Source organism: Serratia sp. CY52157 (genome assembly GCF_052168495.1).
Taxonomy (GTDB): Bacteria; Pseudomonadota; Gammaproteobacteria; order Enterobacterales; family Enterobacteriaceae; genus Serratia; species Serratia ureilytica.
This window is the reverse complement of sequence record NZ_JBJNMO010000001.1, coordinates 359,471-373,621: the sequence shown is the minus strand read 5'-3', so window position 1 is coordinate 373,621 and position 14,151 is coordinate 359,471. Positions and strand designations below refer to the sequence as shown.

Genomic DNA, 14,151 nt, shown 5'->3' with positions numbered 1-14,151 from the left:
TGAACACACTTACATGTGTTTAACGATAGCGTCACCAAACTCTGAACATTTCAGCAGTTTAGCGCCTTCCATCAGGCGTTCGAAGTCATAGGTCACGGTCTTGGCGGCGATGGCACCTTCCATACCTTTAACGATCAGATCAGCCGCTTCGAACCAGCCCATGTGGCGCAGCATCATCTCTGCGGACAGGATGATGGAGCCTGGGTTCACTTTGTCCTGGCCGGCGTACTTCGGCGCGGTGCCGTGAGTCGCTTCGAACAGCGCGCAGTCAGAGCCGATGTTGGCGCCCGGCGCGATGCCGATACCGCCTACCTGGGCCGCCAGGGCGTCGGAGATGTAGTCGCCGTTCAGGTTCATACAGGCGATCACGTCGTATTCCGCCGGGCGCAGCAGGATTTGCTGCAGGAAGGCGTCGGCGATCACGTCTTTAACCACGATCTCTTTGCCGGTGTTCGGGTTCTTGATCTTCAGCCATGGGCCGCCGTCGATCAGCTCGCCGCCGAACTCTTCGCGCGCCAGCTCATAGCCCCAATCCTTGAAGGCACCTTCGGTGAACTTCATGATGTTGCCTTTGTGAACCAGGGTCACGGAGTCACGGTCGTTGGTGATGGCGTATTCGATCGCCGCGCGCACCAGACGCTTGGTCCCTTCTTCAGAGCATGGCTTCACGCCGATACCGCACTGCTCCGGGAAGCGGATTTTCTTCACGCCCATTTCGTCGCGCAGGAATTTGATCACTTTGTCCGCTTCGGCGGAGCCGGCTTTCCACTCGATGCCGGCGTAGATGTCTTCGGCGTTTTCGCGGAAGATCACCATGTCGGTCAGCTCAGGCTGTTTCACCGGGCTTGGAGTGCCCTGGTAGTAACGCACCGGGCGCAGGCACACGTACAGGTCCAGCTGCTGGCGCAGGGCCACGTTCAGAGAACGGATGCCGCCGCCGACCGGGGTGGTCAGGGGGCCTTTGATGGCGACGCGGTAGTCGCGGATCAGGTCCAGAGTTTCGTCCGGCAGCCACACGTCTTTACCGTAAACGTGGGTAGATTTTTCGCCGGTGTAGATTTCCATCCAGGAGATTTTACGTTCGCCGTGGTAAGCCTTTTTAACGGCCGCATCAACCACGTGGATCATGGCAGGAGTCACGTCAACGCCGATGCCGTCGCCTTCGATGAACGGGATGATCGGGTTATGAGGAACAACCAGTTTACCCTGGGCGTCAACCGTGATTTTTTTACCTTCTGCCGGAACAACTACTTTGCTTTCCATCAACCTCTCCTTCAAGCGCAATTTTGTTAATGCTTTGTAAGATGCGTGTAGATACTACTTGAATATTCGGTCCGCGCCAATCCGAAACGGATTCGGTTATAATGCGCTTATCATCCGTAATCTCAACTGTTATGAAAAAATTCTCTGTTAGAAATCACAACGTTAAACGATTCAGCAAGCCGAATGCCGCCAAACCCGCCGCGCCGAAGGGGCCGCGTCGAATTGTGTTATTCAACAAGCCCTTCGACGTGCTGCCGCAGTTCACCGATGAAGCCGGCCGCGCCACGCTGAAAGAGTACATCCCCTTCCCCGACGTTTACGCCGCCGGGCGCCTGGATCGCGACAGCGAAGGGCTGCTGGTGCTGACCAACGACGGCCAGCTGCAGGCGCAGCTCACACAGCCGGGCAAGCGCACCGGCAAAATCTACTATGTGCAGGTCGAGGGCGCGCCGCAGGAGAGCGATTTGGCGCCATTGCGCTGCGGCGTTACGCTGAAAGACGGCCCGACGCTGCCCGCCGGTGTTGAGTTGGTGGCCGAGCCGCAGTGGCTATGGCCGCGCAACCCGCCGATCCGCGAGCGTAAATCCATCCCCACCAGTTGGCTGAAAATCACCCTGTTCGAAGGGCGAAACCGCCAGGTGCGTCGCATGACGGCGCATATCGGGTTCCCTACCCTGCGCCTGATTCGCTACAGTATGGGTAATCTTTCGCTGGGCTCACTGCAGCCTGGTGAATGGAAAAGCATCGATTCTCTGTAGACCGATAACTGATGGAGGCGCCATGAAATCCACGCCGATCGCGCTGCTGCTCGCCGCTCTGGCGGCCCCGTTTGCCGCCCAGGCCGCCAGCTTCGACTGCGCCAAGGCGGCAAGCCGCGATGAGCAAGCCATCTGCGCCAACCGCACGCTGAACGATTTGGATGTGCAAATGGCCACCCAATACCAATTCCTGCGCGGCCTGTTCGCCATGGGCGCGCGCGGCGCGATGCAGGACAGCCAGCAGGCCTGGCTGGCAAAACGCCAGCGGTGCGGCGGCGACACCGCCTGTCTGCTCAAAAGCTACCGCACCCGCATCGCCGAGCTGGACGATATCTATCGGCGCATCGACAAACCGCTGTAAGGAGACCGCATGTTCAAACCGCACGTCACCGTGGCCTGCGTAGTGCACGCCGCCGGCAAATTTTTGGTCGTCGAAGAGACCATCAACGGCAAAGCGCTGTGGAACCAGCCGGCCGGCCACCTGGAGGCCGACGAGACGCTGGTGCAGGCCGCCGAGCGCGAGCTGTGGGAAGAGACCGGCATCCGCGCCACGCCGCAGGCGTTTTTACGTCTGCACCAATGGATTGCGCCGGATCGCACGGCGTTCCTGCGGTTTTGCTTCGTCATCGAGCTGGAACAGCCGCTGCCGACCGAGCCGCACGACAGCGACATCGATCGCTGCCTGTGGTTGAGCGCCGACGAGATTTTGCAGGCGCCCAACCTGCGTTCCGCGCTGGTGGCCGAGAGCATTCGCAGCTACCAGCAGCCGGAGCGCTACCCGCTGTCGCTGGTCGGCAGCTTCGCCTGGCCGTTTTAAGGGCACCGGGCAGCACAAGATGAACAGTGCGCCGGCGCGGGCAACGTGGTAAAATCCTGCGCTTGTTTTTATCAGCACGGTTCGTGTTCAAGTTCGTGAGATCCCCATGTCAGACAACAGCCAGAAAAAAGTAATCGTCGGTATGTCCGGCGGCGTCGACTCTTCCGTTACCGCCTATCTGTTACAGCAACAGGGCTATCAGGTCGCTGGGCTGTTCATGAAAAACTGGGAAGAAGACGACGACGAAGAGTACTGCTCCGCCGCGACCGATCTGGCCGACGCGCAAGCGGTCTGCGACAAGCTGGGCATCGAACTGCACACGGTGAACTTTGCGGCGGAATACTGGGACAACGTGTTTGAGCTGTTCCTGGAAGAGTACAAGGCCGGCCGCACGCCGAACCCGGACATCCTGTGCAATAAAGAAATCAAATTCAAAGCCTTCCTGGAGTTCGCCGCCGAAGACCTGGGGGCCGATTTCATCGCCACCGGCCATTACGTGCGCCGCCAGGACGTGGACGGCAAAAGCCGCCTGCTGCGCGGCGTCGACGGCAACAAAGATCAGAGCTACTTCCTCTATACCCTGAGCCACGAGCAGGTGGCGCAAAGCCTGTTCCCGGTTGGGGAACTGGAGAAGCCGGAGGTGCGCCGCATCGCCGAGCAACTGGAGCTGGTCACCGCCAAGAAGAAAGACTCCACCGGCATCTGCTTTATCGGCGAGCGCAAATTCCGCGACTTCCTCGGCCGCTACCTGCCGGCGCAGCCGGGCCCGATCGTTAGCGTCGACGGCCAGACCGTCGGTGAACACCAGGGCCTGATGTATCACACCCTGGGCCAGCGCAAAGGGTTAGGCATCGGCGGCCTGAAAGACAGCAGCGAAGATCCGTGGTACGTGGTGGATAAAGACGTGGCCAATAACGTGCTGGTGGTCGCGCAAGGGCACGATCACCCGCGCCTGATGTCAGTCGGCCTTATCGCGCAGCAGCTGCACTGGGTTGATCGCCTGCCGCTGACCGGCCCGTTCCGCTGTACGGTGAAGACCCGCTATCGCCAGCAGGACATCCCTTGCACCGTGACCCCGCTCGACGACGAACGCATCGAAGTGCGTTTCGACGAGCCGGTCTCCGCCGTCACCCCCGGCCAGTCGGCGGTGTTCTACCAGGGCGAAATCTGCCTCGGCGGCGGCATCATCGAACAGCGCCTGGCGTAGTTCGCCTGCCGCCCAAGAAAAACGCTGCGTTTACCGCAGCGTTTTTTTTATTCAGAATTCCACCTGCGCCCCCAGTTCGATCACCCGGTTTGGCGGGATTTCGAACAGATCCGGCGCCCGCAGCGCGTTGCGCTGCAACAGCTGGAACACCTTGCCGCGCACGCGCAGATACCAGGGGCGCTTGCCCAATACCAGCGTATCGCGCGACATGAAGAACGAGGTCTCGTTCATGGTGAAACTCATCCCCTCCAGGCCGCAGCGATAAAGGATATCCGTCACGTTGGGCGTTTCGCGCCAGCCGTAGCTCGCCACCACCCGCCAAAAGCTCGTCGACAGCTGTTCGATCGCCACCCGCTGCACGTTGTGCACATACGGCATGTCGGTAGTCACGATAGTCAGCAGCACCACGCGCTCATGCAACACCTTGTTGTGCTTCAGGTTATGCAGCAGCACCAGCGGCACCGCATGCGGCGTGCGCTCCATAAACACCGCGGTGCCCGGCACCCGCTTCGGCGGCGCCTTCTCCAGCGACTCGATCAGCGCGGTCAGCCCTTCCTGGTTGTCGCGCAGCCGGCGGATCAGGCGCGAGCGCTCGGTCTTCCAGGTCAGCATGATCAGCAGAATGATCAACCCCAGCGCCACCGGCAGCCAGCCGCCGGTCGCCAGTTTGATCAGGTTGGCGCCGAACAGCGGCACGTCGATGCACAGCATGGCAAGCAGCATCAGCCCCCCCAGATAGCGCGGCCAGCCCCAGTTTTTCACCGCCACGATGCTCAGCAGAATCGACGACAGCAGCATGGTGCCGGTCACCACGATGCCGTAAGCCGAGGCCAGGTTGCTGGAGTGTTTGAAGCTGATAATCACGATCAACACCGCCGCGAACAGCAGCCAGTTCACCACCGGAATGTAGATCTGCCCGGACTCCTGATCGGAGGTATAGATGATGCGCATCGGCGGCAGGTAGCCCAGCCGCACCGCCTGGCGCGTCAGCGAGAAGACGCCGGAGATCACCGCCTGCGAGGCGATCACCGTCGCCAACGTGGCGATCACCAGCAGCGGGATCAGCGCCCAGGTGGGCGCCAGCAGGAAGAACGGGTTATTGATCGCCGCCGGGTTGGCCAACAGCAGCGCCCCCTGGCCGAAGTAGTTCAGCACCAGCGCCGGCGCCACCAGCGTAAACCACGCCAGGCGGATCGGTTTTTTGCCGAAGTGGCCCATGTCGGCGTACAGCGCTTCGGCGCCGGTGACCGACAGCACCACCATGCCCAGCGCGAAGAACGACACTGCCTTGTACTCGAGGAAGAAATTCACCGCCCAGTAAGGGTTCAGCGCCCGCAGCACGCCGGGGTGATGCAAAATGCCGCCGATGCCGAGCAGCGCCAGCGTCAGGAACCAGATGACCATCGCCGGGGCGAACAGTTTGCCGACGCTGCCGGTGCCGTGTTTCTGGATCGCGAACAGCGCGGTCAACACCAGCAGCGACAGCGGCACGATAAAGCTGTCCAGCTCGGGTGCGATAATCTGCAGGCCTTCGATAGCCGAGAGCACCGAAATGGCCGGGGTAATCACCCCATCGCCATAAAAGAAGCTGCCGCCCACCAGCCCGACCAGCACCGCCGCCGGCACCCAGCGCGCATCCAGCTTGCGGATCGCCAGCGACATCAGCGTCAGAATCCCCCCTTCACCGTCGTTGTCGGCGCGCATCACGAAGCAGATGTATTTAATCGACACCACCAGCGTCAACAGCCAGAAAATCAACGACAGAAAGCCGTAGATCGACGTCGGCGTCATGGTGATGCCCTCCTCTGCCGTCAGGCATTCGCGCAGGGTATACAGCGGGCTGGTGCCAATATCGCCGTACACCACGCCGATGGCCGCCAGCGTCACCGCCGGCAGCGGCTGCTTGTTTTTTACGTGCATATAAAGGTCTTTATTTGAGGGGTCACGTTGGCAGTATAGATGCAGCCGCCGCACTTTATTTGCCGCCGCAACAATAAGTTCGTGCCGCGCCACCGGCGATTTTCGCCGTCTATTTGCGCAGTTCTGCGCCGCACGGCGCATCCGCCTCACCACAGGCGTATTAGACGCTGGGTTTACCCTCAATTTTATGGCATGATCCGCGGCATTCGTTGTCATCGTTGTTACAGCCACGCCCGATCGTTACCGTTCGCGGCCGCCGCCGTTACCCTGGCGATACGCACAACCTTATACAGTAAGCCATGTACCGTTCACCGCGTTTACAGGAGTCATCGTGGCGAAGAATTATTATGACATCACGCTGGCCATGGCGGGTATCAGCCAGTCGGCGCGTTTGGTTCAGCAATTGGCCCATGAAGGGCAATGCAACCGCGAAGCGTTTCACACCTCGCTGAAAAGCCTGCTGCAGATGGACCCACCCTCTACGCTGGCGGTGTTCGGCGGCGAGGAACGCAATTTGATGGTCGGCCTCGAAACCCTGATGGGCGTGCTGAATGCCAACAACAAAGGGCCGGGCGCGGAACTGACCCGCTACACCATCAGCCTGATGGTGCTGGAGCGCAAGCTCAACGCCAACAAACAGGCGATGAACACGCTCGGCGAACGCCTCGGCCAGCTCGAACGCCAGCTGGCGCACTTCGATCTTGAGTCGGACACCATCATCAGCGCGCTGGCCGGCATTTATGTCGACGTGGTCAGTCCGCTAGGGCCGCGCATCCAGGTGACCGGCTCACCGGCGATCTTGCAGAACCCGCAGGTGCAGGCCAAAGTTCGCGCCACGCTGCTGGCCGGCATTCGCGCCGCCGTGCTGTGGCAACAGGTCGGCGGCAGCCGCCTGCAGTTAATGTTTTCCCGTAATCGTCTGTTCAAGCAGGCGCAAAATATCGTTGCTCATTGTTAATCGATCCCAGGAGTTGCTACCGATGGAATTATCCTCACTGACCGCCGTTTCCCCCGTTGATGGACGCTACGGTGATAAAGTCAGCGCACTGCGCCCCATTTTCAGCGAATACGGTCTGCTGAAATTCCGCGTACAGGTTGAAGTACGTTGGCTGCAAAAACTGGCCGCCTGCGCAGAAATCAAGGAAGTTCCCGCTTTTGACGCCGACGCAAACGCTTTCCTCGACAAAATCGTCGCGGAATTCAATGAAGAAGACGCGCAGCGCATCAAAACCATCGAGCGCACCACCAACCACGACGTGAAAGCGGTCGAGTATTTCCTGAAGGAAAAAGTGGCGGCGGTGCCTGCGCTGCACGCGGTATCCGAGTTCATCCACTTCGCCTGCACCTCCGAAGACATCAACAACCTGTCGCACGCGCTGATGCTGCAAAGCGCTCGTCAGGACGTGGTGCTGCCTTACTGGCGTAAAATCATCGACGCGCTGAAAGGGCTGGCGCTGGAATACCGCGATATCCCGCTGCTGTCGCGCACCCACGGCCAGCCGGCTACGCCGTCGACCGTCGGCAAAGAGTTCGCCAACGTGGCTTACCGCATGGAGCGCCAGTACCGCCAGCTGGAGCGCGTGGAGATCATGGGTAAAATCAACGGCGCGGTCGGCAACTACAACGCCCACATCGTCGCCTACCCGGAAGTGGACTGGCATCAGTTCAGCGAAGCGTTCGTGACCTCGCTCGGCATCACCTGGAACCCGTACACCACCCAGATCGAACCGCATGACTACATCGCCGAACTGTTCGACTGCGTAGCGCGTTTCAACACCATCCTGATCGACTTCGACCGCGACATCTGGGGCTACATCGCCCTGAACCACTTCAAGCAGAAGACCATCGCCGGCGAAATCGGTTCTTCCACCATGCCGCACAAGGTCAACCCGATCGACTTCGAAAACTCCGAAGGCAACCTGGGGCTGGCCAACGCCGTGCTGGGCCACCTGGCGGGCAAACTGCCGGTCTCCCGCTGGCAGCGCGACCTGACCGACTCCACCGTGCTGCGTAACCTGGGCGTGGGCCTGGGCTATGCGCTGATCGCCTATCAGGCCACCCTGAAGGGCATCAGCAAGCTGGAAGTGAACCAGCCGCACCTGCTGGACGAACTGGATCACAACTGGGAAGTGCTGGCCGAACCGATCCAGACCGTGATGCGCCGTTACGGCATCGAGAAGCCTTACGAGAAGCTGAAAGAGCTGACCCGCGGCAAGCGCGTGGACGCCGCCGGCATGCAGGCGTTCATCGACGGTCTGGCGCTGCCGGAAGAAGAGAAAACCCGTCTGAAGGCGATGACCCCGGCCAACTACATCGGCCGCGCCACTACCCTGGTCGACGAGCTGAAGTAAGCGCGTTAGACCCACAACGACAAGGCGGCCCGCGGGCCGCCTTGTTGCTTATTATTCGCCGCGCAACACCTGCAGCCGGGCGATCTGCCGCCCCTGCGCATCGAAGTTCTCGGCACTCAGCCAACGCGCCAGCGCCTGCCGCACCGTCGGCCAACGGTCGGCGGTGATGGCGAACCAGTCGGTATCCCGGCTGCGCCCCTTGACGATCACCGCAAAGCGGAAGTTGCCCTCGTAACGGAAACCAAAGCGCAGCGCGGCCTGGCGCGACGGCGCGTTGTGGCTGTCGCACTTCCATTCGCAGCGGCGATAGCCCAGCGTATCAAAGGCGTAGCGCAGCAGCAGCGCGATGGCTTCGGTGGCGCTGGAGCGCTGTTTCATCAACGGCGACCAACTGACGTGGCCGATCTCCAGCACGCCGTTGGCCTCGTCGATGCGCATCAGCGCCACCGTCCCCACCGGCGCGTCGCTGGCGGCGTCGAACACCGTCAGATTGACCAGCCCCGGGTTGGCCTGCAGCGTCTCCAGATGCTGCAGCATCGCCGCCGGCGTATCGGGCCGTTCGATAGACAGATAGGTCCAGTCGCGGCCGTCCGGCGCCAGCTGGAAAGCATCGTACAGCGCGGCGTAATCCCGCTGCGGCTCGAGCGGCGCCAGTGAACAGAAACGCCCGCCGAGCGTTGCGCCGCCCGGGCGGCGAGCCGGCTGCCAATCCGGCATCGGTTCGCCAATCGGCTGACCATAACGATTCATTGCCATACGCGCCTCCTGCGGTTAACGGGTATAAACGATAAACGAGCTTCTTCTGCCGATTTTGTCGTACAGCGAACGCGCCGGCGCGTTGTACTCCTGAGTCATCCAATAGACCCGATCGCTGCCGCGCGCCTCCGCCAGCCGATACGCCTGTTCGAACAGTTTTTCCGACACTTTATGACCGCGCGCCTGCGGCGACACATAAAGATCTTCGATATAACAATAGCCCACCGCGCTCCAGGTGGACGGATGGAATACCAGGTTCATCAGCCCCAGCAGCCGGCCGTCGGCATCCTCCGCCACCAGCCCGTACACCTGTTCATCCTGCCCCAACCGTTCGAAGGTGCGATCGGTCACCTGCGGCGCCACGTCGGCGCGGTAGAAGTCGAGATAGCCCTGCCACAACGCCAGCCATTGCGCTCTGTCGTCGCCATTGATTCTGCGGATAGTCACTTCACGATTTGATGGGTTCATAGCGCCTCACGGGGTTAAGATATTATTTCCATTAGGGAAATAACCGAATAGCGGCAGGATACACCGCGCAGCGACGGTGTAATACGGACCAATTCAAAACGCCGAGCAGACCAATTTTAACCGCCGTTTTCCCGCGGCAGCGCGTTGAACACCTGCGCCAGCGTGGCGATAAAGCGCACGATCTCGTCCGGCGCATAGGCCGAGAAACCGAGCACCAGCGCCCCGCGCTGCGGCGCGCCGGTGTAGAAATCCGCCAGGCCGTACAATCGTATTCCCCGCTCGGCCGCCGCCGTCACCAGCCGCCGCTCCGTCGCCGCATCCGCCAGCGGGCAAACTAGCTGCAGGCCACCCTGCGGCAAGGCCGGGCGCGTCCAGGGCGCGAGATGGCGATGTACCGCGTCGTACAGGACGTCCAGCCTCGCCTTGTACAGCGTGCGCATATTGCGCAGATGCTCGGCGTAGCCGCCCTCGTGCAGGCAGTGGAACAGCGTCATCTGCGCCAATGCCGACGTGTAGCCGTCCTGAAACTGCCTGGCGGCGACCAATGGCCGCACCAGCTGCGGCGGCGCGATCATGAAACCGATGCGCAGCCCCGGAAACAGCGTCTTGCTGAAGGTGCCGATGTACAGCGTGCGCCCGCCGCTGTCCAGCCCCTGCAGCGCCGCCTTGGTTTGTCGATCGTAGTTGAACTCGGCGTCGTAATCGTCTTCGATGATCCAGGCCCGCCGGCGCTGGGCCCACTGCAACAGCGCCAGGCGCCGCTCGAGGCTCAGCGAGTATCCCAGCGGGTAATGATGGGACGGCGTGATGTAAACGCCCCGCCCGCCGCCCGAAGCCTGCATCAGTTGCCCGACGTCCAGCCCTTGCTCATCGATGCCGATCGGCCGCGCCTGCAGCCCCGCCGACTGCACCAGTTTTTTCGCCCCCTGGTAACCCGGCTCTTCGACGAATACCGCATCGCCGGGATCGAACAGCACCTGCGTGCACAGCGCCAGCGCCTGCTGAGAGCTGGTGACCACGATCACCTGCTCCGCCGTCGCCTTGACGCCCCGCTCCCGCTGCAAATAGTGCGCGATCTCCGCACGCAGCTCCGGCAAGCCCTGCGGATCGGCATACCCCAACAGCCGCTCGCCGTGCCGCCGCAGCGCCTGCTTTTCCCACTGCAGCCACGAATCGATGGGAAACGCCCGCAGATCAGCCAGCGAGGGCGTCAGCGACGCCTGACGGCTGGTGTGCGGCGTATGGCTGACCGCCAGCAACGCCCGGCCGCGATCGCTTAGCTCGCGTTTCGCCAGCCGCGCCTCCTGGCCCGCCTGCGTCGCCAGCAGTTCACGGCCGAGCAACGTATCGCAGCGATAGCGAACATAGCTGCCGCGCCCCACCGCCCGGCTGATGTATCCCTCCGCCTCCAGCCGCGCGTAGGTCTGCTCCACCGTATCGCGCGCCACCCCCAGCCGGGGCGCCAATGCGCGGCTTGGCGGCAGCTTCGCCCGCCACGGCAGTTCCCCGGCGGTGATGAGCCGCAACAGGGCCTGATGCAGCGCCGAACGTCGGGTCAGCCCCTGCTGACGCTGCTGGGTGAAGGCCGCCAGGATTGCCGCGTCGTCCGCGCAGAATGGGTGGTCACTCATGGGCTGTCTGTTTCTCCAAACTCGGGGCGATTGCACACTACTCTACCTTATTTCATCCCCTCGGCGGCGGCAGTTGCGCTGCCCGGCGAAATCCCCTTAAATAAGCCATTGCATTGAGGCTACAGGATTTCCGTCGGCTATGAGCAAGGAGACCAACCAGCGTCTGCTGGAAAAACTGCTGCAGGATCTGGCCAGCGCGGGCGCGATGCCGCTGTATCTGCGCTTTAACGCCTCGGTGCGCCAGGCCATCGAGCAAGGATTGCTGAACGCGGGGGATTTCCTGCCCAGCGAGCGTCTGTTTACCGAACGGCTCGGCATCTCGCGCATCACGGTGCGCAAAGCGCTGGCCTGTCTCGAGCAAGACGGCATCATCGGCCGTTCACGCGGTTACGGCACTTTCATCCAGGCGCAACGGCCCGCGCCGAAGCTGCGCTATTCATTAGCGGACGTCAAAGGGTTCTCGCGCGAGGTGATGCAACAAGGGCGCCGGCCGGACACGCAATGGCTCAGCCGTGAACGGGTACCGGCCAGCGCCGAACTGGCGGAAAAGCTCCAGCTGGCGACCGGAACGCCGATCTATCAACTCAAACGTATCCACTTTCTCGATCGGCAGCCGATGTCGGTGGCGGTGTCCTACGTGGTGGCGGCGGCGATTGCCAACGTCGACGAGATTGGCATCTCGCTCTATGACTACTTCCGCCGAAGTAACGTGGAGATGGGATCGCTGCGCAGCCAGGTCAGCGCGGCCATGGCCGATGACGACATCCGCCGGGCGCTGCAATTATCAGAACCGATGCCGCTGCTGATCGTGCGCCAGACGCTGTTCGACCACCGCAAGAAGCCTATCGAATACAGCGAAAGCTTCTGCCGCAGCGACATGTACGAATTTACCAGCGAAAGCTGATCCGTTACGCCTCGCCCTGCCGACGGCGGCGAAAACGCACGAACGCCTGGGCATACGCCTCGACGTCCAGTGGATTCACCCGCTGCAACTGCGCCAGCAGCGCAGGATCCATCGCTTCGGCGCCGTGCAGCGCGCCGCAGACAGCGGTGGCCATCGCGCCGATGGTGTCGGTATCGCCCCCCAGGTTGGCGCACAGCACGGCGCAACGGGTAGGATCGGTTTGCGCCAACTGCACCATCGCCAACGCCGCCGGCACCGACTCGATGGTGCTCACCCCGGCGCCAATCAGTTGATATATCCGCTCGGATGCCTGTTCGGGATCGGCCGCCTCATCCACCACCTGAAACGCCAACTCGATGCGCGCCGCCAGCGAAGGGCTGAACGTCGTCACCTGACGGCGCTGGGCATACTCCGCTACGCCCGGCAACGCCAGACGAATCGAGGCCCAGTCCGCCCCCTCCACCGCACGCGAAACCGCCCAGGCGATCGCCACGGCACCGGCGACGGCGATGTCGGATTTGTGCGTCGGGCTGGAGGCCAGCCACACCTGCTGACAGAACCCCTCCAGCGGCGCAGACGGCAGCACGCAACCCAAAGGCGAAATGCGCATCGCCGCGCCGTTGGTGATGCCGTTGTTTTCCAACGCGGCGATCGGCGTGCCCGCTTTCTGCTCGCTCAACGCCAGTTTGGAACTGGGGCCGAGAATGTTCTTGTTGAAGGCGTCAAAACTGTCCACCCATCGGATCACGTTGCGGGCGATCAGTTCTGGCACCACCTCGCCTTCCGCTTCCAGCAGCGCATCGGCCAGCGCCAACGCCATCGAGGTATCGTCGGTATATTGCCCGGCCTTGAAGTAACAGGCGGCCGAGTTCTCCGCCGGCCCATCGAGGAAGCCGTTTATCCAGCCGAAGTGGCGCTTAACCCGCTCGCGCGGCCACAGCTCGGAAGGCATGCCGAGCGCGTCGCCCAACATCTGTCCGTAAAATGCGCCCGCTATGCGTTCTGCCTGGGTTAATTGCTTCATCCATCGCTCCTGAGAAAATATGCCGATACCTCAATAATACCTTATTAGTACCTTTAAAGCTTATCAAGCGCTCCGGTTCACACTTTCCTTTCGCGGCAATGCCCGACGCGTTTAAGTTGCGTTTAACGTTGCCCCGCCGCTGTTTATCCGACGTTTATCAGAGCTTGTCGATAATGTCGGCGAACAAATTGATAACGCTTATTTTAATACATTGCTTCGGCTCTCTTGCGGGCCGGGCGGGTTATACCTACCATAACCTCAGCATTTTTTGCCAAAATGGTTCAGGTGGCCGCGTTATCCCCTGACACGCCGCAGAGCGTGTTCCCTTTTATCGCGTGGGTGACAGGACATTCACCCGCACAGTCACAGGAGTTCGCCATGCGAGTACTGGTTGTTGAAGATAATGGTTTGCTGCGCCACCACCTTTCCGTTCAGATGCGCGAGATGGGCCATCAGGTCGATGCGGCTGAAGACGCCAAGGAAGCCGATTATTTCCTGCAGGAGCATGCGCCGGATATCGCCATCGTCGATCTCGGCCTGCCGGGCGAAGACGGCCTGAGCCTGATCCGCCGTTGGCGCGCGCACCAGACCAAGCTGCCGATCCTGGTGCTGACCGCCCGCGAAAGCTGGCAGGACAAAGTGGCGGTGCTGGAAGCCGGCGCCGACGACTATGTCACCAAGCCGTTCCACCTGGAAGAAGTGATCGCCCGCATGCAGGCGCTGATGCGCCGCAACAGCGGCCTGGCATCGCAGGTGATCGTGCTGCCGCCGTTCCAGATCGATCTGTCGCGCCGCGAACTGAGCGTCAACGATCAACAGATCAAGTTGACCGCCTTTGAATACACCATCATCGAGACCCTGATCCGCAACGCCGGCAAGGTGGTGAGCAAGGATTCGTTGATGCTGCAGCTTTACCCGGACGCCGAACTGCGCGAAAGCCACACCATCGACGTGCTGATGGGCCGCTTGCGCAAGAAGGTGCAGGCGGAATACCCGCATGAAGTGATCACCACGGTACGTGGCCAGGGCTATCGTTTTGACGCGAAGTGAAC

General features: G+C 61.6%; 14 protein-coding genes. 8 read left to right on the top strand and 6 right to left on the bottom strand.

Going from position 1 to position 14,151, the window contains the following annotated elements:
- Nucleotides 1-9: 9 nt before the first annotated feature.
- Complete coding sequence (gene icd, locus ACJ8IP_RS01855; RefSeq protein WP_015377612.1) at nt 10-1,263, bottom strand: NADP-dependent isocitrate dehydrogenase; 1,254 nt, start codon at nt 1,261-1,263, stop codon at nt 10-12.
- A 131-nt stretch (nt 1,264-1,394) separates the two neighbouring features.
- Between icd and rluE the strand changes: the two genes are divergently transcribed.
- The 4 genes from rluE to mnmA all read left to right on the top strand — a co-directional run bounded on the left by rluE (nt 1,395) and on the right by mnmA (nt 4,045).
- On the top strand, nt 1,395-2,021 hold the full coding sequence (rluE, locus tag ACJ8IP_RS01850; protein WP_046686908.1) for a 23S rRNA pseudouridine(2457) synthase RluE: 627 nt from the start codon (nt 1,395-1,397) through the stop codon (nt 2,019-2,021).
- Nucleotides 2,022-2,043: 22 nt separating this feature from the next.
- Nucleotides 2,044-2,382, top strand: coding sequence for a lysozyme inhibitor LprI family protein (locus ACJ8IP_RS01845; protein ID WP_089191582.1), 339 nt, complete (start codon nt 2,044-2,046; stop codon nt 2,380-2,382).
- A gap of 9 nt (nt 2,383-2,391) precedes the next feature.
- On the top strand, nt 2,392-2,838 hold the full coding sequence (locus ACJ8IP_RS01840; RefSeq protein ID WP_442524285.1) for an NUDIX hydrolase: 447 nt from the start codon (nt 2,392-2,394) through the stop codon (nt 2,836-2,838).
- Nucleotides 2,839-2,944: 106 nt separating this feature from the next.
- Complete coding sequence (mnmA, locus tag ACJ8IP_RS01835) at nt 2,945-4,045, top strand: tRNA 2-thiouridine(34) synthase MnmA (RefSeq protein ID WP_016928066.1); 1,101 nt, start codon at nt 2,945-2,947, stop codon at nt 4,043-4,045.
- A 51-nt stretch (nt 4,046-4,096) separates the two neighbouring features.
- On the opposite strand, the gene kup is transcribed toward mnmA, so the two are convergent.
- Nucleotides 4,097-5,965: a low affinity potassium transporter Kup gene (kup, locus tag ACJ8IP_RS01830; protein WP_147839169.1), complete on the bottom strand. Its 1,869-nt coding sequence runs from the start codon at nt 5,963-5,965 to the stop codon at nt 4,097-4,099.
- A gap of 331 nt (nt 5,966-6,296) precedes the next feature.
- Between kup and hflD the strand changes: the two genes are divergently transcribed.
- Both hflD and purB read left to right on the top strand, forming a co-directional pair.
- Nucleotides 6,297-6,923, top strand: coding sequence for a high frequency lysogenization protein HflD (gene hflD, locus ACJ8IP_RS01825; RefSeq protein ID WP_046899340.1), 627 nt, complete (start codon nt 6,297-6,299; stop codon nt 6,921-6,923).
- 22 nt (nt 6,924-6,945) lie between these two features.
- Nucleotides 6,946-8,316, top strand: a complete 1,371-nt coding sequence (gene purB, locus ACJ8IP_RS01820) for an adenylosuccinate lyase (protein ID WP_442524284.1) — start codon at nt 6,946-6,948, stop codon at nt 8,314-8,316.
- Nucleotides 8,317-8,367: 51 nt separating this feature from the next.
- On the opposite strand, the gene ACJ8IP_RS01815 is transcribed toward purB, so the two are convergent.
- From ACJ8IP_RS01815 to pdxR, 3 genes are all read right to left on the bottom strand, one after another.
- Entirely contained in the window at nt 8,368-9,072 is a 705-nt protein-coding gene (locus tag ACJ8IP_RS01815; protein WP_046899339.1) for a GNAT family N-acetyltransferase, read from the bottom strand.
- Between the two features lie 15 nt (nt 9,073-9,087).
- Nucleotides 9,088-9,540, bottom strand: coding sequence for a GNAT family N-acetyltransferase (locus ACJ8IP_RS01810; protein ID WP_033652064.1), 453 nt, complete (start codon nt 9,538-9,540; stop codon nt 9,088-9,090).
- Nucleotides 9,541-9,656: 116 nt separating this feature from the next.
- Nucleotides 9,657-11,171 (bottom strand): MocR-like pyridoxine biosynthesis transcription factor PdxR, encoded by a 1,515-nt coding sequence (gene pdxR / locus ACJ8IP_RS01805; protein WP_442524283.1) that lies wholly within the window; start codon nt 11,169-11,171, stop codon nt 9,657-9,659.
- 139 nt (nt 11,172-11,310) lie between these two features.
- On the opposite strand from pdxR, the gene ACJ8IP_RS01800 reads away from it, so the two are divergent.
- Nucleotides 11,311-12,075, top strand: coding sequence for a GntR family transcriptional regulator (locus tag ACJ8IP_RS01800; RefSeq protein WP_047026255.1), 765 nt, complete (start codon nt 11,311-11,313; stop codon nt 12,073-12,075).
- A 4-nt stretch (nt 12,076-12,079) separates the two neighbouring features.
- Here ACJ8IP_RS01800 and ACJ8IP_RS01795 read toward each other — a convergent pair whose 3' ends face one another.
- Nucleotides 12,080-13,099, bottom strand: a complete 1,020-nt coding sequence (locus ACJ8IP_RS01795) for an ADP-ribosylglycohydrolase family protein (RefSeq protein ID WP_072627764.1) — start codon at nt 13,097-13,099, stop codon at nt 12,080-12,082.
- A 378-nt stretch (nt 13,100-13,477) separates the two neighbouring features.
- Here ACJ8IP_RS01795 and phoP point away from each other — a divergent pair, with 378 nt between their 5' ends.
- Entirely contained in the window at nt 13,478-14,149 is a 672-nt protein-coding gene (gene phoP / locus ACJ8IP_RS01790) for a two-component system response regulator PhoP (protein ID WP_004941169.1), read from the top strand.
- The last annotated feature ends 2 nt before the right edge of the window (nt 14,150-14,151 follow it).

Excerpts from the sequence above, each read along its gene's own strand:
- icd (WP_015377612.1), bottom strand. The coding sequence starts at position 1,263 with ATGGAAAGCAAAGTAGTTGTTCCGGCAGAAGGTAAAAAAATCACGGTT.
- rluE (WP_046686908.1), top strand. The coding sequence starts at position 1,395 with ATGAAAAAATTCTCTGTTAGAAATCACAACGTTAAACGATTCAGCAAG.
- ACJ8IP_RS01845 (WP_089191582.1), top strand. The coding sequence starts at position 2,044 with ATGAAATCCACGCCGATCGCGCTGCTGCTCGCCGCTCTGGCGGCCCCG.
- ACJ8IP_RS01840 (WP_442524285.1), top strand. The coding sequence starts at position 2,392 with ATGTTCAAACCGCACGTCACCGTGGCCTGCGTAGTGCACGCCGCCGGC.
- mnmA (WP_016928066.1), top strand. The coding sequence starts at position 2,945 with ATGTCAGACAACAGCCAGAAAAAAGTAATCGTCGGTATGTCCGGCGGC.
- kup (WP_147839169.1), bottom strand. The coding sequence starts at position 5,965 with ATGCACGTAAAAAACAAGCAGCCGCTGCCGGCGGTGACGCTGGCGGCC.
- purB (WP_442524284.1), top strand. The coding sequence starts at position 6,946 with ATGGAATTATCCTCACTGACCGCCGTTTCCCCCGTTGATGGACGCTAC.
- ACJ8IP_RS01815 (WP_046899339.1), bottom strand. The coding sequence starts at position 9,072 with ATGGCAATGAATCGTTATGGTCAGCCGATTGGCGAACCGATGCCGGAT.
- ACJ8IP_RS01810 (WP_033652064.1), bottom strand. The coding sequence starts at position 9,540 with ATGAACCCATCAAATCGTGAAGTGACTATCCGCAGAATCAATGGCGAC.
- pdxR (WP_442524283.1), bottom strand. The coding sequence starts at position 11,171 with ATGAGTGACCACCCATTCTGCGCGGACGACGCGGCAATCCTGGCGGCC.
- ACJ8IP_RS01800 (WP_047026255.1), top strand. The coding sequence starts at position 11,311 with ATGAGCAAGGAGACCAACCAGCGTCTGCTGGAAAAACTGCTGCAGGAT.
- ACJ8IP_RS01795 (WP_072627764.1), bottom strand. The coding sequence starts at position 13,099 with ATGAAGCAATTAACCCAGGCAGAACGCATAGCGGGCGCATTTTACGGA.
- phoP (WP_004941169.1), top strand. The coding sequence starts at position 13,478 with ATGCGAGTACTGGTTGTTGAAGATAATGGTTTGCTGCGCCACCACCTT.